The organism is Enterobacter cloacae complex sp. 302F9 (assembly GCF_050030335.1).
GTDB lineage: Bacteria > Pseudomonadota > Gammaproteobacteria > Enterobacterales > Enterobacteriaceae > Enterobacter > Enterobacter hormaechei_C.
The window spans coordinates 4,487,218-4,503,509 of the sequence record NZ_JBLGUC010000001.1 but is presented as its reverse complement, the minus strand read 5'-3'; the positions used below and the strand labels follow the sequence as shown (position 1 = coordinate 4,503,509).

Below are 16,292 nucleotides of genomic sequence, written 5' to 3'. Positions count from 1 at the left end.
ATAGCGTTATTCATTCATTTTTTGAAGGGGTACGATCGTCTCATCAAAACAAAGGAGACATCTTATGAGCACCTTCGATAAACATGATTTAAGCGGCTTCGTCGGTAAACATCTGGTATATACCTACGATAATGGCTGGAACTACGAAATTTACGTTAAAAACGAAAACACCCTGGACTACCGTATTCACAGTGGTCTGGTGGGCAACCGTTGGGTGAAAGATCAGCAGGCCTACATTGTCCGTGTTGGGGAGAGCATCTATAAAATTTCCTGGACGGAGCCAACCGGTACCGACGTGAGCCTGATCGTGAACCTGGGAGACAGCCTGTTCCACGGCACCATCTTCTTCCCGCGCTGGGTCATGAATAATCCGGAAAAAACCGTCTGCTTCCAGAACGATCACATTCCACTGATGAATAGCTACCGTGATGCCGGGCCAGCGTATCCAACCGAAGTGATTGATGAATTTGCCACCATCACCTTCGTGCGCGACTGCGGTGCGAATGACGACAGCGTTATTGCGTGCGCGGCCAGCGAGTTGCCAAAAAACTTTCCTGATAATTTAAAATAAGCGCGACAATTAACTAAAAAGAAAAGTTCCCGACTCATTTCATATTTATTGGAAATGGTCGGGGATTTTTTTATTTGTTGATGTTTGGTTTAGATAATTGACTTTAATACGGTGAGCGGAATCACATAATAAATAATTCATAATTACTTAACCTATTGTTTAATAATAAATTTATATCAATTCATTCCTCCTTTTTATCACCATCTTAATTTTTCCCTAAGAAATGAACGTTACCTTGAGATGAGTTTATGGTTCGTTGAAATAAACGCATCGGCATTTGGTTAATATCAAAAAGTTGCCATGCATAACTCAAGGAAATTAATAATGCGTGATTTTTTGCCTTTTTCCCGGCCCTCAATGGGCGCGGAGGAAATCGCCGCGGTCCAGGAGGTAGTAACCTCCGGCTGGATCACCACCGGGCCGAAAAATCAGATGCTTGAAGAGGCGTTCTGTACGCTGACGGGAAACCGTCATGCGATTGCCGTCTCCTCTGCCACGGCGGGGATGCACGTCACCCTGATGGCGATGGGGATTGGTCCCGGCGATGAGGTGATTACGCCCTCCCTGACCTGGGTATCGACGCTGAATATGATCGTGCTGCTGGGTGCCATACCGGTGATGATCGACGTCGACAGAGACACGCTGATGGTGACGCCTGAAGCGGTCGACGCCGCCGTTACGCCTCGCACCAAAGCCATTGTGCCGGTTCATTATGCGGGCGCGCCGTGCGATATTGACGCCATCCGCGCCGTCGGTGAACGTCACGGTATTCCTGTCATTGAAGACGCGGCCCATGCCGCCGGAACGTACTACCACAGCCGTCATGTAGGCTGGCGGGGCACCGCAATATTCTCCTTCCACGCCATCAAAAACATGACCTGCGCCGAAGGTGGGCTGGTGGTGACGGATGACGAGCAGCTGGCGCAAAACATCCGTAGCCTGAAGTTCCACGGTCTGGGCGTTGATGCCTATGACCGCCAGACCCATGGCCGCGCGCCGCAGGCCGAGGTCATCACCCCGGGTTTTAAATACAACCTCGCGGATATCAACGCCGCGCTGGCGCTGGTGCAGCTCGGCAAGCTGGGCGAAGCCAACAGGCGCCGTCGCGACATTGCCGACCGCTACCTGCTTGAACTCTCGGATACCCCTTTCCAGCCGCTGTGCATTCCGTCATGGCCGCATCTGCACGCCTGGCACCTGTTTATAATTCGCGTGGATGAGGCCCGGTGCGGCCTCTCGCGCGATGCCCTGATGGCCGCGCTGAAGGAGCAGGGCATCGGTACGGGCCTGCATTTCCGTGCGGCACATACGCAAAAATACTACCGCGAGCGTTTCCCTGATGTGTCGCTGCCGAACACCGAATGGAACAGCGCGCGTTTTTGTTCTCTCCCTCTTTTCCCGGACATGACCCATGACGACACAACCCGCGTCATTACCGCGCTCCATCAGCTTGCAGGACATTGATATGTTCAGTGCGCCGCCTGTACAAAAAGTTTCCGTGGTGATCCCGGTCTATAACGAGCAGGAGAGCCTGCCGGAACTGATCCGCCGCACGACTGCCGCCTGCGAGACGCTCGGCAAAGCTTATGAAATTCTGCTGGTGGACGACGGCAGCAGCGACGATTCCGCGCGGATGCTGACCGACGCCGCGCAGGCGGAGGGCAGCCACATTGTTGCCGTACTGCTCAACCGTAACTACGGCCAGCACTCGGCAATCATGGCCGGTTTCAGCCACGTGACGGGCGATCTGGTGATTACCCTGGATGCTGATCTGCAAAACCCGCCGGAAGAGATCCCGCGTCTGGTCGCCAAAGCCGACGAAGGCTACGACGTGGTCGGCACCGTGCGGCAAAACCGCCAGGACAGCCTGTTCCGTAAGCTGGCGTCTCGCACCATCAACCGTCTGATCCAGCGCACCACCGGTAAAGCGATGGGCGACTACGGCTGCATGCTGCGCGCCTATCGCCGCCACATCGTCGACGCCATGCTGCACTGCCACGAGCGCAGCACCTTCATTCCGATTCTGGCGAACACCTTTGCCCGTAAAGCGACGGAGATCCCGGTGCTGCACGCCGAGCGCGAGCACGGGGAGTCAAAATACAGCTTCATGCGTCTCATCAACCTGATGTACGACCTGATCACCTGCCTGACCACCACGCCACTGCGCCTGTTGAGCGTGTTCGGCAGCGTTATCGCGCTGGCCGGGTTTGCGCTTTCCGTTCTGCTGGTCGTTCTGCGGCTGGTCTTTGGTCCCCAGTGGGCGGCGGAAGGGGTCTTTATGCTGTTTGCCGTGCTGTTCACGTTCATTGGCGCCCAGTTCATCGGTATGGGTCTGCTGGGTGAGTACATTGGCCGTATTTACAACGATGTTCGCGCGCGTCCGCGCTATTTTATTCAACGTGTTGTCCGTCAGGAGCACCTGGCATCTCAAGAGGAAAACCACCCATGAAAACCGTCGTCTTTGCCTATCACGATATGGGTTGCACGGGCACGCAAGCCTTGCTGGACGCAGGCTTCGACATTACCGCCATCTTCACCCATCCGGATGTTGCCGGGGAAAACCACTTCTTCGGCTCGGTGGCGCGTATTGCGGCTGAACACGGTATTCCGGTTTACGCCCCGGACGATGTGAACCATCCGCTGTGGGTGGATCGCATTCAGAAACTCGCGCCGGACGTGATTTTCTCTTTCTACTACCGCAATCTGCTTTGCGACGACATCCTGAGCGTGGCGACAAAAGGCGCATTTAACCTGCACGGCTCGCTGCTGCCTGCCTACCGTGGCCGTGCGCCGCTGAACTGGGCGCTGGTTAACGGTGAAACGGAAACCGGCGTAACGCTGCACAAAATGGTACGCCGTGCCGATGCGGGCGGTATCGTGGCACAGCTGAAAGTGGGCATTGGCGCTGATGAAACGGCGCTGGAGCTGCACCACAAGCTCTGCATCGCCGCGCAAAGCCTGCTTCGCGACGCGCTGCCGACGATCCGTCAGGGGACTTTTACCGAAACCGCGCAGGACGAAAGCAAGGCAAGCAGTTTTGGTCGCCGCACGCCGGAGGACGGGCGACTGGACTGGGCGAAACCGGCGCGTCAGCTGCATAACCTGGTGCGCGCCGTGACCGACCCGTGGCCGGGCGCGTACAGCTTCGCCGGGGTCAGTAAATTTATCGTCTGGAAATCCCGCGTGCGTGAGGACATTCCGGCGGCAAAACCGGGCACCGTCATCTCCGTCTCTCCGCTGATTGTGAGCTGCGGCGAGCAGGCGCTGGAGATCGTCACCGGACAAACGGATAACGGGCTGTACGTGCAGGGGGCGCAGCTGGCGCAGTCTCTTGGGCTGGTGGCGGGGGCGCTGATCACCAGCGCGCCGGTGGTGGCGATCAAACGCCGCACGCGCGTCTTAATCCTCGGCGTGAACGGGTTTATCGGTAACCATCTGACCGAACGGCTGCTGGAAGACGACAATTACGAGATCTACGGTCTCGATATCGGATCCGATGCGATCGGTCGATTCCTCACTAATCCCCGTTTCCACTTCGTTGAAGGGGACATCAGCATCCATTCCGAATGGATCGAGTACCACATCAAAAAATGTGACGTGGTGCTGCCGCTGGTGGCGATTGCCACCCCGATTGAATACACCCGTAACCCGCTGCGCGTGTTCGAACTCGATTTCGAAGAGAACCTGAAGATTATCCGCGACTGCGTGAAATACGATAAGCGCATCATCTTCCCGTCGACGTCGGAAGTGTACGGCATGTGTACCGACAATAACTTCGATGAAGACACCTCCAGTCTGGTGGTCGGGCCGATTAACAAGCAGCGCTGGATCTACTCCGTCTCCAAACAGCTGCTGGACCGCGTGATCTGGGCATACGGTGAGAAAGAGGGGCTACGCTTTACCCTGTTCCGCCCGTTTAACTGGATGGGGCCGCGCCTGGACAACCTGAACGCAGCGCGTATCGGCAGCTCCCGCGCTATCACCCAGCTGATCCTCAACCTGGTGGAAGGTTCGCCCATTAAGCTGATTGAAGGTGGCAAACAGAAACGTTGCTTCACCGATATCAGCGACGGTATTGAAGCGCTGTTCCGCATCATCGAAAACAAAGACGGCCGCTGTAACGGAGAGATCATCAACATCGGTAACCCGGACAACGAAGCGAGCATCCGCGAGCTGGCGGAAATGCTGCTGGCAAGCTTTGAACGTCACCCGCTGCGCAGCCAGTTCCCGCCGTTTGCCGGTTTCCGCGAAGTGGAGAGCAGCAGCTACTACGGCAAGGGTTATCAGGACGTTGAGCACCGCAAGCCGAGCATCCGCAATGCGAAGCGCTGCCTGAACTGGACGCCGACGGTGAAGATGGAGCAGACCATTGATGAAACGCTCGACTTCTTCCTGCGCACCGTGGAGCTGTCGGAACAGGCATCATGAAAAAGGTCGGTTTACGCATTGACGTCGACACCTTTCGCGGCACGCGCGAGGGTGTGCCGCGGCTGCTGGAGTTGCTGAGCAAGCACGACGTGCGTGCCAGCATTTTCTTCAGCGTCGGGCCAGACAACATGGGGCGTCACCTGTGGCGCCTGGTTAAACCGGCCTTTCTGTTCAAAATGCTGCGCTCGCGCGCGGCATCGCTCTACGGCTGGGATATCCTGCTGGCCGGAACCGCATGGCCCGGCAGGCGCATCGGCGCGGAAAATGAAGCGATCATCTGCAAGGCCGCGCAGCATCATGAAGTGGGGCTGCACGCCTGGGATCACCATGCCTGGCAGGCCTGGGCGGGCGTGTGGGATATCCCCCGCCTGGCGCGTGAGGTTGAGCGCGGCGTGCTGGAGCTGGAAGCCATTACCGGCCAGCCTGTGCGCTGTTCCGCCGTGGCGGGATGGCGGGCCGACCAGCGCGTGGTGAAGGCCAAAGAACACTTTGCCTTTCGCTACAACAGCGATTGCCGGGGCACCGGACCGTTTTTACCGCTGCTGGGGGAAAACCGAACCGGCACGGTGCAGATTCCGGTCACTCTTCCGACGTGGGATGAAGTGGTCGGGCGCGAGGTGAGTGCCGACAGGTTTAACCGTTACATTCTGGATGCGATGCACCGCGATGCCGGTACACCGGTTTATACCATCCATGCCGAAGTGGAAGGCATTGCGTATCAGCAGGATTTTGACGCGTTGCTTGCGCTGGCGGCGCAGGAGGGCATTCAGTTCTGCCCGTTAAGCCAGCTGTTGCCGGACGATCCTGGCACGCTGCCCCTGGGAAAAATCGTCCGTCGTGAAATGGCTGGCCGGGAAGGCTGGCTTGGCTATCAACAAACCGTGAGCCCGGCACTATGAAAACAGTCCGCTATGGCCTGACGCTTCTCGCCCTGTTTGTCGTTTACTACCTCCTTCCGGTCAACCTTCGCCTGTTATGGCAGCCTGATGAAACGCGCTATGCGGAAATCAGCCGCGAAATGCTGGCCTCCGGCGATTGGGTCGTCCCGCATTTCCTCGGGCTGCGTTACTTTGAAAAACCCATTGCCGGTTACTGGGTGAACAGCATCGGGCAATGGCTATTTGGACACACCAATTTTGCCGTTCGCGCGGGGGCGATATTCTGCACCGGGCTGACGGCGCTGCTGGTGATCTGGCTGGCCTGGCGTCTCTGGCAGGATAAGCGGGTGGCGATCTTCTCCGGCCTGATCTTCTTAACCCTGTTCCTGGTCTATGGCATCGGCACCTACGCCGTGCTGGATCCCATTATCACCCTCTGGCTGGTGGCGGCTATGTGCAGCTTCTGGCTGGCTTCGCAGGCGAAAACGATAGCCGGAAAAGCGGGGGGCTACATTCTGCTGGGGCTGGCCTGCGGCATGGGCGTCATGACCAAAGGCTTCCTGGCGCTGGCGGTACCGGTGATTGGCGTGCTGCCGTGGGTGATTGCGCAACGACGCTGGAAGGAGGTGCTGGTTTTCGGCTGGCTGGCGATCCTCAGCTGCGTACTTATCGTCCTGCCCTGGGGGCTGGCAATCGCTCAGCGTGAACCCGATTTCTGGCGTTACTTCTTCTGGGTGGAGCATATCCAGCGCTTTGCCCGGAGCGATGCCCAGCATAAAGCGCCGTTCTGGTACTATCTGCCGTTCCTCATCGCGGGAAGTCTGCCGTGGCTGGCGATGCTGCCGGGCGCGCTACGCCTGGGATGGCGAGACAGAGAAAACGAGAGGGCGGGGCTTTATCTGCTGGGCTGGATAGTGATGCCGCTGCTGTTCTTCAGCATCGCCAAAGGCAAGCTGCCGACCTATATCCTGCCGTGCTTAGCGCCGCTGGCGATCCTGATGGCGCGCTACGCCTGCACCGTCGCCGAAAAAGCGTTACGTATTAACGGTGGGATCAATATCGCGTTTGGCGTGCTTGGCATGCTGGCGGCGCTGGTGGTATCGCCATGGGGGCTTGCTAAACATCCGGTCTGGACACCGGTCGAATTGTACAAAGTCTTCTGTGCCGTGGTGGCGTTTCTGGTCTGGGCCTCGGTGGGCTGGTTTACCCTTAAAAATCCGCAGCGCTGGTGGCTGGCGGCGCTTTGCCCTGCCGGACTGGCCCTGCTGGTGGGTTTTGCGATCCCGGACCGGGTAGTGGATTCTAAACAGCCGCAGTCGCTGGTGGATTCCGTTCGCGAGCCATTACAGATGAGTAAATTCGTCCTGGCGAACAACGTTGGTATAGCCTCCGGGCTGGCGTGGGAGCTTCAGCGTAATGACATCATTTTGTATGGGCAGAGCGGTGAGCTGAAATACGGCCTGGATTATCCGGACGCTAAGGGGCGTTTTGTGAGCAAAGATGATATCGCGCACTGGCTTGAAGCGCATCGTCAGCAAGGACCGGTGTCGCTGGTGATCCTGCTGTCGAAAAACGACGACCTGGCCCGCGCCGGGCTGCCAAAACCGGACAACCTGACGATTCAGGGGCGTCTGGCTTACCTGCAATATCTGCCGCAGTGATGGCCTGGATCTGGCTGGTGCTGGCAAGCCTGTTGAGCTGCGCAGGTCAACTGTGCCAGAAACAGGCGACCCGGGCAGGCGGCGGTCAGCAGGTCGCCCTGTGGCTTGGGCTGGCCCTGCTGATGCTGGGTGGCGGGATGGTTGCCTGGCTGGTGGTATTGCAGCATCTGCCCGTCGGGGTGGCGTACCCCATGCTGAGCCTTAACTTTGTCTGGGTAACGCTGGCGGCAAAAATCGTCTGGCATGAGCCTGTCCCGCTACGTCACTGGCTGGGCGTCGGGTTGATTATCGTCGGGGTTATTTTGCTGGGAGGAAGCCTGTGAACGGTGCGTGTTGGGCGTTATGCAGCGTAGTGTTAGTCAGCGTGGCGCAGCTGCTGCTGCGTCATGCGATGGTGACGCTGCCCCCGATGAGCGACGCTTTCTGGGCAGCCCTCTGGCATATAGCCCCCGGTACGGGCGCGCTGATGCTGGGGCTGACAGGCTATTGCGCCTCAATGGGCTGCTGGTATCTGGCATTGCATCGTATGGCGCTCAGCAAAGCGTATGCCTTGCTGAGCCTCAGTTACATCCTGGTGTGGAGTGCTGCAATTTTACTGCCCGGCTGGGGAGAATACTTTTCCTGGCGCGGGCTGGCGGGCGTCGGCTTGATTATACTCGGCGTGCTGGTCATTTTTATGCCGCAGAAATACCGGAGTAAGTAACCGCTTCCGCCGTTAAGGTGAAAGGCGTAGGGGTACAGACCGCCAGGCTCAGCGAGCCGAAGCGTAGCTGACTGACCGGGAGGGTCTGGGCGGTGCTGTCAATACTGACAATCTGCCACGCGCTGCCGCCACGCTGTTTGACGATCGCCTCTTTGCGCGTCCAGATGCGCCAGAATGCGGAAAGCTGCTCTTCCGGCGCTTCACGTTCCAGCTCGTCATGTTCGGTGAGGCTGAAAACGGCATTCGCCAGCGCCTGCCAGTTTTCCCGCGGGCGGATCACTTCGATATCGCAGCCCACTTCACCTTCATCGCTCATCAGCAGGGCAATGTCGTCCCCGCTGTGGCTCAGGTTAAACCACAGAGGATGGCCGTTAGCGAAGGCCGGTTTTCCCTGCTCGCCGTAAATTATCTCGGGAAGCGGTGAGGGGGATAAGGTTCTGGCGAGCAGCGTCCGGCCTGCAAGCCAGGAAGCGTGTCGTGCACCCTGAGGTGCCATGTCTGCGAGCGTTGACGCCAGCGGGTCCGCGCTAAGGGTGGAGATCTTTCCCAGTACAAACTGGTACATAGTTACGCCCAGCGTTTAATGATTATCGAGGTATTGATGCCGCCAAAGGCAAAGTTATTGCTCTGAATAAATTCGCAATCAATCGGGCGGGTTTCCCCCATAATATAATCTAAAGCGCCGCATTGCTCATCCGGTTGTCTTAAATTGAGCGTCGGCGTGAACCAGCCCTCCCGCATCATGTGCAGACTCAGCAAGGCTTCCAGCGCGCCGCAGGCACCCAGGGTATGGCCGAAATAGCTCTTTAAGGATGAGATGGGCACGCTGTCGCCGAAAATGGCCGCGGTCGCCTGACTCTCGGCGATATCCCCGCGATCGGTTGCCGTGCCGTGGGCAGAAATGTAGCCAATCTCCTGAGGACCAAGGCCCGCCATCGCCAGCGACTGCGCCATACACACCTGCATAGTTTCACGCTGGGGCTGGGTGATGTGCGCCGCATCGCAGTTGGTGGCAAAGCCCACGATCTCGCCATAGATAGTCGCTCCGCGCGCTCTGGCGTGATCCAGCGCTTCCAGCACCAGCGTGCCCGCCCCTTCGCCAATCACCAGGCCATCGCGCTGAACGTCAAACGGCGACGGCGTGGTTTTTGGCGCGTCGTTACGCTGGCTGGTGGCAAACAGGGTATCGAAAACCGCCGCTTCCGACGGGCACAGCTCTTCCGCGCCGCCTGCCACCATCACCGTCTGGTAGCCGTGACGAATCGCTTCCCAGGCGTAGCCAATCGCCTGGCTGCCAGAGGTACAGGCGCTCGAGGTGGGGATCACCCGTCCGCGCAGGCCAAAGAACAGCCCGGTATTCACCGCCGTGGTGTGCGGCATCATCTGCACGTAGGTGGTGCCGGTGATGTTGTGGGTGTGCTTTTCGGTGAGCATAGAGGCAAACTCGCTGACCGGCCCGGTGCTGCCGGTCGACGAGCCGTAGGCGATGCCGGTCTGACCGTTGGTCAGCACCGCGTCGTCGATCAGCCCCGCCTGCTCCAGCGCCAGCTCGGTGGCGCGGGTAGAGAGCAGCGACACGCGGCCCATGGCGCGAATGCGCTTACGGGTATAGTGAGAGGGGAGAGTGAAATCTTCAATCGGCGCGGCGAGCAGGGTTTGCAGGCCGTCATACGCCTGCCACTCCGTCATGGTACGCACCGCATTTTCATACTCGCGCAGACGGCGCGAGATGGTCGGCCAGTCCTCGCCGAACGCGGTGACGCCGCCCATGCCCGTAATCACTACCCGGCGGGTCATAGCATGCCTCCGTTAATCGAAATCACCTGACGCGTCACATAGCCTGCTTTATCCGACATCAGGTAACTCGCCAGTCCGGCGACCTCCTCGGCCTGGCCCATACGCTGCATCGGGATCATCGACATCGCCGCGCGCAGCGCGGCTTCGTCCATCTCGATCATGCCGGTATCGATCAGCCCCGGCGCGATGCAGTTGACGGTGATTTTGCGTTTTGCCAGCTCGGTGGCGAGCGCTTTGGTGGCGCCGATGATCCCGGCTTTCGCCGCGCTGTAGTTCACCTGCCCACGGTTGCCCATAATGCCTGACACCGACGACAGGGTGATGATCCGCCCGCCCTTGCGGGTGCCGATCATCGGCATAATGCAGGGATGAATGACGTTATAAAAACTGTCGAGATTGGTGTGGATCACGCTGTCCCAGTCATCGTCGCTGAGCGCCGGAAAAGCACCGTCGCGGGTAATACCGGCGTTACTGACCACGCCATACCACGCGCCGTGGTCAGCGATCTCCTGTTCCAGCACCGTGCGGCACTGCTCGCGGTTGCCCACGTCGAAGGTGAGCAAACGGCCCGCGCCGCCTGCCTGGACAATCGCTTCCAGCGTCTCCTGCGCGCCCGCTTCATCACGATGGTAATGCACGCCGACGGTGAAACCGTCCGCCGCAAGCTGAAGGGCGATAGCGCGGCCAATGCCTTTGCTGGCGCCGGTGACCAGTACGGATCTCATGATGGTGTTCCCTGGTTGAAAAGTGTGGTTAATTCGTCCTCGCTCGGCTGGAAGGTGTTCACGCGGCCCGTGGCGAGGGAGACACTATCCGCATGAATGGCGCACTCGAAGCTGCCAAAGCGTTCATCCTGCATCAGACGTTCTATGGTGATGGTCAGCGTGCTGCCTGCGGCAAAATGCCCTGCGTCGCATACCAGCTCGCGCGCGCCCAGCACCATGCCCAGCGCACAGTGCGGCAGCCCTTTTTGCATCCGGTGCCATTCAGACCAGACGCCCACGGTCTGGGCCATCAGCTCCAGCGCAAACCAGCCAGGCAGGTTGCCGTCCGCGTCCAGAAACGGAGCCAGAACGCCCCGATCGTTCACCGTCACGCTGCAAACGGCGCGGTCATCGGTAACGCTTTCCACGCTCTCAAGCAGCAGCATCGGCGTGTCGTGAGGAAGATAATCCCCGGGAGGTAAGTAGCGCATCATACCCTCCCCAGCAGAAGGCTGGCGTTGTTGCCGCCAAACGCGAAGGAGTTTGACAGGATCGCCGGTTTATTCAGCGGTGCGCTCTGGTGCAGCAGGCCGAAGGCGGGCAGGGTGTCGTCTGGCGCGTAGCGGGAAAAATCCTGCGGCGGCAGCGGCAGGTCTCGGGTCAGGATCAGCCAGCTCAGGGCGGCCTCGGTGATCCCCGCTGCGCCCAGCGTGTGGCCGGTAAGATGTTTCGTGGAGCTGCACGGCACGCGGTCGCCAAAGAGATCATGGATCACCTGCGCCTCAATGCGATCGTTCAGCGGCGTGGCGGTGCCGTGCAGGTTGATATAACCGACGTCCGCCGCCGTCATGCCCGCCTCGTTCAGCGCCTGGTTGATGGCGCGGATCGCCCCTTCGCCCTGCGGATGCGGGGCGGAAATATGGTACGCATCGCTGGATTCCCCCGCGCCCAGGAGCGCAACCTCGCCCGGCTCGCGGGTCAGCACCATCAGTGCCGCCGCTTCGCCAATGGTGATCCCCCGACGGTGGCGGCCAAACGGTTCGCACAGGGTCGGGGAGAAGGACTCCAGGCTGTTGAAGCCGTTGACCGGCATGCGGCTCAGGCTGTCGGCCCCGCCGACGATGGCGACGTCCACCAGCCCGGCGTCAATCAGACGACGACCGCTGACGATCGCCCGCGCGCTGGAGGAGCAGGCGGTTGAGATGGTATACGCCGGGCCGTCCAGCGCAAGCCAGCGGGCGAGAAAGCGCGACGGATCGCCCAGCTCCTGCTGCGGATATTGCCACTGCGGGCTGCTCTCGCCGTTCTGCGCGCGGCGCACGTACTCATCACCCTCGTCCAGCCCGGAGGTGCTGGTGCCCAGCACAACCGCCACGCGGTCGCGCCCCACGCGCGCAATGGCCGCATCGACGGCGGGCCGGATTTGCGCCAGCGCCGCCAGCAGCAGCTGGTTGTTGCGGCTGCGATGCGCAGAAAAAGACTCGGGGACAGGGGGAAGTTCACCCTCCACGCCCCCCAGCACGGCCTCGGGTAAGCCCTGTAGCCAGCCCGCACGCTGGCGCATCCCGGGGGCCACACCAGCGATCAGGTTCGCCGCTATTTCATCAGCCGAGTTGCCGAGCGCGTTGACCATGCCAACGGCAGAAAGGTAAATCATCTCAGTCACCCAGATATTGAATGGTGATGTGGTAGTGAAAAGCGTGCTGCACAATGCTAATCGGATCGCGCCTGCCGTTACGGTTCAGGTAGACAATTTCCGTGACCAGTTTGCCCTCGGGGTTGCGCAGTTCGCGTCTGGTGTCAGTATCGTTCAGCGTCCAGCCTTTCGGCAACTGTGGCTGCCAGGCGCTGAGCGGCCAGTGGCTCAGCATCACGTCGGCCAGCACCTGGCTGGCGGGCGGCAGCTGCGGCATCACAACCGACTGCTCGGTGTGGATCCCGGTGTCGTCGTAGGTGGCGAGGAACAGGCGGATCCCGACGGAAGAGAGGCCGGCAAGCGTCACTTTATCTCCGTCGGCGTTCAGCATCACCAGCAGCGACTGGGTCTGGCCTTTAAAACTGCCGGTAAGCAACTGCTGCGCGCGGATGGCAGGCGCGATGCCCGGCGGGGGCAGCGTGACGCGGGTGCCGGGCTGGAGCCAGGCCTGAGGGCGCGCGTCATCGCGGTTCGTCGTATGGCTACACCCCGCCAGCAACAGGGCCATCATCACTGCCGCCAGGCGAATGAAACGGGTCATGGTAAGTTCTCTTTGTTAGACGGCATCGCCAGCGGGGCGAGCAGGAACGCGGTGAAGATACCGCTCACCAGCACAATGCCAAAGCTGCTGATGGCCTGAGTGGTGCTGAACACCAGCAGCCCCAGCGTCAGCAGGGTGGTCATCATGGCGAGGGTAATCGCCAGCATGGAGGTCAGCGGCGTACCGCGCGGGTTGCTGAAAAACAGCGTGTAGTTAATGCCAATGCCGAGGACCAGCACCAGCGCCAGCAGGGAAAACAGGTTCACCGGATGGCCCGTCACGGCCAGCGCCGCCAGCCCGCCGCCCAGCGACAGCACGGACGGCACCAGCGCCACCAGCCCTTTTCGCCAGCCGAGGCGTAGCATCGCGCCGCAGGCAATCACCGCCAGCGCCACGCCCAGCAGCCCCGTCAGCAGCGAGCGGTAGAGCGCAAACAGGCTGTCGAAGCTGGCCTTACGGTCAACCCAGACGACCCCGGGATGGCGGGCGGCCAGTTCGCCGAGCGCGGCGCTGTTTCTGACGCCATCGACCGGGACCAGCACACCGCTTTTGCCGTCCGGCAGCGTCAGCCACAGCAAACGCCAGCCCTCGCTGGCCGGGCTGGCGAGCCACGCTTCCACGCTGACAGGCATGGCGTTCAGGTTCGGTTCACTGGTCTTCAGCCCCGTGCTTTGCAGCATTTTCATCACCGTCGGCGCGGCGTTACGCAGAAGATGCAGATCGCTGTTCTGCCGCGCCAGCGAGTTCAGCGGCAGGGTGCGCCAGCGGGTTAATTCACCGGCTTTTTGCGCCTGCGCCAGCGCCGGGGTAAACGCCTCCAGCCGCTCCAGCGTTTCCTGAGCCGACGCGCCGTACACCACGAACCACTTCTGATCGACATTTTGCCCGGTCAGGGCGGTGATGGTTTTTTCCTGCGCCAGAATGTCCTGCGGCAGCGCCTGAAGCCGGGCGATATCGTCATCCACCCGCAGGCTGGCGATCCCGATGGCGGAGAGCAGCGCCAGCGCTACCGGCAGCCCGACAGAGAGGGGTTTACTGTCGCGCCAGGCGTTCAGCCAGCGCTGCATCATCCCTCTCAGGGGGACCGGGCGGACCGGCATGCCCCGACATAACCACGGATGCCAGAACATTACCGTCAGGCACGAGGCGCTCAACCCTGCGGCGGCGAACACCGCCATCTGACGAATGCCGGGGAAGGGGGCCAGCATCATGAAGAGATACGCCACGACGGTGGTCAGCAGCGCCAGCAGCAGCGCGTTACGTACTTTCGCCAGGCTTTGCCAGGGCGAGTGTTCCGCGCCGTGCACCATCCGCTCCGTGAGGTAGTAAATCGTATAGTCCGCCGAGATGCCGATGATGCTCATGCTCATCACCAGCGTCATCAGGTGCAGTTCACCGAACAGCAGCAGCGTCACGACCGTCCCCGCCAGCGCGCCGATGGCAATGGAGAGCAGGCTCAGCAGCAGCGGACGCACGGAGCGAAACACCGACACAATCAGCAGGATCACCCCGAGCACCGTGGCGACGCCAAGCGTGGAAATATCGTTTTTAGCCTGCTGGCTGGCGTAATCGCCGTAGAACACCGTCCCGCGCGAGAGCAGCTGCGCCTGTGGATACTGGCTTTTCAGCGTCTGCTGCAACGCGTTAAGGGTGGTCACCAGCTGGTGGGTTTGCTGCATATCAAACGATGAGCCCGCCAGCTCGCCGTGCAGCAGATACCAGTAGTTCCCGGCCGCATCTTTTGTCACCAGCCAGCCGTCCATCAGCTGCATCTTCTGGCTGTTTTTCGCCAGCGCGAGCTGCGCGCCGCGCATCAGCATCAGCGGATCGTTTTGCAGCTCCTTGCCGCTCACGCCGGAAAAGGCGGAGTAGAGCTGGGACAGGATCCACTGGGCCTGTGCTTGACCGCCGTTTTGCAGGCGGGCGCGGGTGGCCGGATCGACCAGGCCATTGCGGTGTTGCCAGAAGAAATCTCCCCAGGCCTGTTGCCCGGCGGCATCCAGCGGACCTTTTACGACACTCAGCGCCTGGCTGCGTTGCAGCAGGGTTAACCACTGCTGCGCCACGCGCGGGTCCGGCTGTTTGCCGGGGCTGACCAGCCAGATGAGCTGGCGGTCGAGGCGCTGCATAAATCCGTCGTTGAGAGCAGGAGGGATCGCGCCGAGCGTCTGTTTCGGCAGCATGGCGAGCACGCTGCTGTTCAGCCGCGCGCCGGGCAGCAGCGACAGCAGCACGCCCAGCAGGATCAGGCATACCGCGGCCCACAGCAGCGCCGGGCGCAGGGCGTTACGGTGCGGCAAAGCGCTGGCGTTCTGCATCGGTCAGGCGGGCGGGCGTCAGTTGGTGGCGGGAGAGGGCGATATCCGTCGTGTCGCCCTGCTTATCGTTCAGGCGAATGGATTCCAGATAGATCGCGCCCTTCAAATCAAGGGTGGAGAAAATCTTGTCCAGCGGCGTGGTGACGGGCGTCAGCACCAGCGACCAGCGGCCTTCGCCCAGCTCTTTGAAATCGACGCGGAAGTTCTCTTCTAGCACCTTGCGGTCGGCCTGGAACAGCGCCCGCAGCAGATGGTTGAACTGGAACATCTGCGGGTTAGTGTCGGCGGTAATGGTCTGCGGCGACTGACCGTTGACGATCTGCACCATCCGTTTGTCATCCAGCAGCAGCGTCATCGGGAACGGCGCTTTTTGATCCCACAGCAGGCCATTGTCACGGGCGATCAGCATCTCCCCCTGCGAGCGCAGGGGCTGGGGCATATCCTTGATCGTGCGGGTCTGTTCGAAGTGTGCGCGCACCACCGGTTGCTCCGCAAACCGCTGTTGCAGTTCATCCAGCGTGATCGCGTTCACCAGCGGGCTTACCAGCAGCGCGAGTAGCGTTATCCATTTCATGGCGCGATCCCCATGCGTTCGAACAGAATGGCCGGGCTGACAAAGCACATCTCCCGGCTTGCTTCTTCCACCGCCACCTGAATCGTGTAGCCGGTGGTGGTGCGTTTCCCGGTTTGCGCGTCGAAGATTTGATAGGCGATGCGCAGACGGTTTTCAACCTCTTCAATGTGGGCGCGGACGCGAATGCGCTGCTCGAAGGTCACCGCGTCGCGGTATTTCACCCGGGTATCCACCACCGGCCAGACGTAGCCGGACGCTTTCATCTGGCGATAGCCGTAATCAAACTGGTTGAGCAGCGCTTCGCGGGCAATCTCAAAGTAGCGGAAGTAGTTGCCGTGCCACACCACGCCCATCATATCGACGTCGTGGAACGGAACGGTGATTTCAACTTCAGCCGTAAAGCGGGGATCGGTCAGCACCC

17 protein-coding genes are annotated in these 16,292 nt (G+C 60.5%); 8 read left to right on the top strand and 9 right to left on the bottom strand.

Annotated features, from left to right (window positions below):
• Positions 1 to 64 precede the first annotated feature (64 nt).
• From ACQG0T_RS21935 to arnF, 8 genes are all read left to right on the top strand, one after another.
• Entirely contained in the window at positions 65 to 571 is a 507-nt protein-coding gene (locus tag ACQG0T_RS21935) for a phenolic acid decarboxylase (RefSeq protein ID WP_017384099.1), read from the top strand.
• 324 nt (positions 572 to 895) lie between these two features.
• Positions 896 to 2,035: a UDP-4-amino-4-deoxy-L-arabinose aminotransferase gene (gene arnB / locus ACQG0T_RS21930; RefSeq protein ID WP_271040484.1), complete on the top strand. Its 1,140-nt coding sequence runs from the start codon at positions 896 to 898 to the stop codon at positions 2,033 to 2,035.
• Between the two features lies 1 nt (position 2,036).
• Positions 2,037 to 3,020 carry an undecaprenyl-phosphate 4-deoxy-4-formamido-L-arabinose transferase gene (gene arnC, locus ACQG0T_RS21925; RefSeq protein ID WP_017693824.1) on the top strand — a complete coding sequence of 328 codons (984 nt, stop codon included), beginning with the start codon at positions 2,037 to 2,039 and terminating at the stop codon, positions 3,018 to 3,020.
• The gene (gene arnA / locus ACQG0T_RS21920) at positions 3,017 to 4,999 is read left to right on the top strand and encodes a bifunctional UDP-4-amino-4-deoxy-L-arabinose formyltransferase/UDP-glucuronic acid oxidase ArnA (protein ID WP_015571500.1); all 1,983 of its coding nucleotides are present in this window, start codon (positions 3,017 to 3,019) and stop codon (positions 4,997 to 4,999) included. The genes arnC and arnA overlap by 4 nt, the downstream gene beginning before the upstream one ends.
• Positions 4,996 to 5,898: a 4-deoxy-4-formamido-L-arabinose-phosphoundecaprenol deformylase gene (gene arnD / locus ACQG0T_RS21915; RefSeq protein ID WP_032104187.1), complete on the top strand. Its 903-nt coding sequence runs from the start codon at positions 4,996 to 4,998 to the stop codon at positions 5,896 to 5,898. The genes arnA and arnD overlap by 4 nt, the downstream gene beginning before the upstream one ends.
• Positions 5,895 to 7,538, top strand: a complete 1,644-nt coding sequence (arnT, locus tag ACQG0T_RS21910) for a lipid IV(A) 4-amino-4-deoxy-L-arabinosyltransferase (protein WP_252012447.1) — start codon at positions 5,895 to 5,897, stop codon at positions 7,536 to 7,538. Before arnD ends, arnT begins: the two co-directional genes overlap by 4 nt.
• Complete coding sequence (arnE, locus tag ACQG0T_RS21905) at positions 7,538 to 7,861, top strand: 4-amino-4-deoxy-L-arabinose-phosphoundecaprenol flippase subunit ArnE (protein WP_015571497.1); 324 nt, start codon at positions 7,538 to 7,540, stop codon at positions 7,859 to 7,861. The genes arnT and arnE overlap by 1 nt, the downstream gene beginning before the upstream one ends.
• Positions 7,858 to 8,241 (top strand): 4-amino-4-deoxy-L-arabinose-phosphoundecaprenol flippase subunit ArnF, encoded by a 384-nt coding sequence (gene arnF, locus ACQG0T_RS21900; protein ID WP_017693827.1) that lies wholly within the window; start codon positions 7,858 to 7,860, stop codon positions 8,239 to 8,241. Before arnE ends, arnF begins: the two co-directional genes overlap by 4 nt.
• On the opposite strand, the gene acpT is transcribed toward arnF, so the two are convergent.
• The 9 genes from acpT to ACQG0T_RS21855 are packed head-to-tail and all read right to left on the bottom strand — an operon-like array spanning position 8,213 to position 16,290.
• Positions 8,213 to 8,806, bottom strand: coding sequence for a 4'-phosphopantetheinyl transferase AcpT (acpT, locus tag ACQG0T_RS21895; protein ID WP_015571496.1), 594 nt, complete (start codon positions 8,804 to 8,806; stop codon positions 8,213 to 8,215). The genes arnF and acpT overlap by 29 nt on opposite strands.
• 2 nt (positions 8,807 to 8,808) lie before the next feature.
• Entirely contained in the window at positions 8,809 to 10,038 is a 1,230-nt protein-coding gene (locus ACQG0T_RS21890; protein WP_271040483.1) for a beta-ketoacyl-ACP synthase, read from the bottom strand.
• Positions 10,035 to 10,766, bottom strand: a complete 732-nt coding sequence (locus tag ACQG0T_RS21885) for a 3-ketoacyl-ACP reductase FabG2 (RefSeq protein ID WP_126297159.1) — start codon at positions 10,764 to 10,766, stop codon at positions 10,035 to 10,037. Before ACQG0T_RS21885 ends, ACQG0T_RS21890 begins: the two co-directional genes overlap by 4 nt.
• Positions 10,760 to 11,236 carry a 3-hydroxy-fatty acyl-ACP dehydratase gene (locus ACQG0T_RS21880; RefSeq protein ID WP_252012449.1) on the bottom strand — a complete coding sequence of 159 codons (477 nt, stop codon included), beginning with the start codon at positions 11,234 to 11,236 and terminating at the stop codon, positions 10,760 to 10,762. Before ACQG0T_RS21880 ends, ACQG0T_RS21885 begins: the two co-directional genes overlap by 7 nt.
• The gene (locus ACQG0T_RS21875; protein ID WP_017384110.1) at positions 11,233 to 12,399 is read right to left on the bottom strand and encodes a beta-ketoacyl-[acyl-carrier-protein] synthase family protein; all 1,167 of its coding nucleotides are present in this window, start codon (positions 12,397 to 12,399) and stop codon (positions 11,233 to 11,235) included. The genes ACQG0T_RS21880 and ACQG0T_RS21875 overlap by 4 nt, the downstream gene beginning before the upstream one ends.
• Before the next feature lies 1 nt (position 12,400).
• Positions 12,401 to 12,979, bottom strand: a complete 579-nt coding sequence (locus tag ACQG0T_RS21870) for a DUF3261 domain-containing protein (RefSeq protein ID WP_252012450.1) — start codon at positions 12,977 to 12,979, stop codon at positions 12,401 to 12,403.
• Complete coding sequence (locus ACQG0T_RS21865; RefSeq protein WP_252012451.1) at positions 12,976 to 15,297, bottom strand: MMPL family transporter; 2,322 nt, start codon at positions 15,295 to 15,297, stop codon at positions 12,976 to 12,978. Before ACQG0T_RS21865 ends, ACQG0T_RS21870 begins: the two co-directional genes overlap by 4 nt.
• Positions 15,266 to 15,871, bottom strand: coding sequence for an outer membrane lipoprotein carrier protein LolA (locus ACQG0T_RS21860; RefSeq protein ID WP_063859736.1), 606 nt, complete (start codon positions 15,869 to 15,871; stop codon positions 15,266 to 15,268). The genes ACQG0T_RS21865 and ACQG0T_RS21860 overlap by 32 nt, the downstream gene beginning before the upstream one ends.
• Positions 15,868 to 16,290, bottom strand: a complete 423-nt coding sequence (locus ACQG0T_RS21855) for an acyl-CoA thioesterase (RefSeq protein WP_006812302.1) — start codon at positions 16,288 to 16,290, stop codon at positions 15,868 to 15,870. Before ACQG0T_RS21855 ends, ACQG0T_RS21860 begins: the two co-directional genes overlap by 4 nt.
• Between the last annotated feature and the right edge of the window lie 2 nt (positions 16,291 to 16,292).

What these genes read in the sequence shown, in the direction of transcription:
- ACQG0T_RS21935 (WP_017384099.1), top strand. Translation starts at nt 65, where the DNA reads ATGAGCACCTTCGATAAACATGATTTAAGCGGCTTCGTCGGTAAACAT.
- arnB (WP_271040484.1), top strand. Translation starts at nt 896, where the DNA reads ATGCGTGATTTTTTGCCTTTTTCCCGGCCCTCAATGGGCGCGGAGGAA.
- arnC (WP_017693824.1), top strand. Translation starts at nt 2,037, where the DNA reads ATGTTCAGTGCGCCGCCTGTACAAAAAGTTTCCGTGGTGATCCCGGTC.
- arnA (WP_015571500.1), top strand. Translation starts at nt 3,017, where the DNA reads ATGAAAACCGTCGTCTTTGCCTATCACGATATGGGTTGCACGGGCACG.
- arnD (WP_032104187.1), top strand. Translation starts at nt 4,996, where the DNA reads ATGAAAAAGGTCGGTTTACGCATTGACGTCGACACCTTTCGCGGCACG.
- arnT (WP_252012447.1), top strand. Translation starts at nt 5,895, where the DNA reads ATGAAAACAGTCCGCTATGGCCTGACGCTTCTCGCCCTGTTTGTCGTT.
- arnE (WP_015571497.1), top strand. Translation starts at nt 7,538, where the DNA reads ATGGCCTGGATCTGGCTGGTGCTGGCAAGCCTGTTGAGCTGCGCAGGT.
- acpT (WP_015571496.1), bottom strand. Translation starts at nt 8,806, where the DNA reads ATGTACCAGTTTGTACTGGGAAAGATCTCCACCCTTAGCGCGGACCCG.
- ACQG0T_RS21890 (WP_271040483.1), bottom strand. Translation starts at nt 10,038, where the DNA reads ATGACCCGCCGGGTAGTGATTACGGGCATGGGCGGCGTCACCGCGTTC.
- ACQG0T_RS21880 (WP_252012449.1), bottom strand. Translation starts at nt 11,236, where the DNA reads ATGATGCGCTACTTACCTCCCGGGGATTATCTTCCTCACGACACGCCG.
- ACQG0T_RS21875 (WP_017384110.1), bottom strand. Translation starts at nt 12,399, where the DNA reads ATGATTTACCTTTCTGCCGTTGGCATGGTCAACGCGCTCGGCAACTCG.
- ACQG0T_RS21870 (WP_252012450.1), bottom strand. Translation starts at nt 12,979, where the DNA reads ATGACCCGTTTCATTCGCCTGGCGGCAGTGATGATGGCCCTGTTGCTG.
- ACQG0T_RS21865 (WP_252012451.1), bottom strand. Translation starts at nt 15,297, where the DNA reads ATGCAGAACGCCAGCGCTTTGCCGCACCGTAACGCCCTGCGCCCGGCG.
- ACQG0T_RS21860 (WP_063859736.1), bottom strand. Translation starts at nt 15,871, where the DNA reads ATGAAATGGATAACGCTACTCGCGCTGCTGGTAAGCCCGCTGGTGAAC.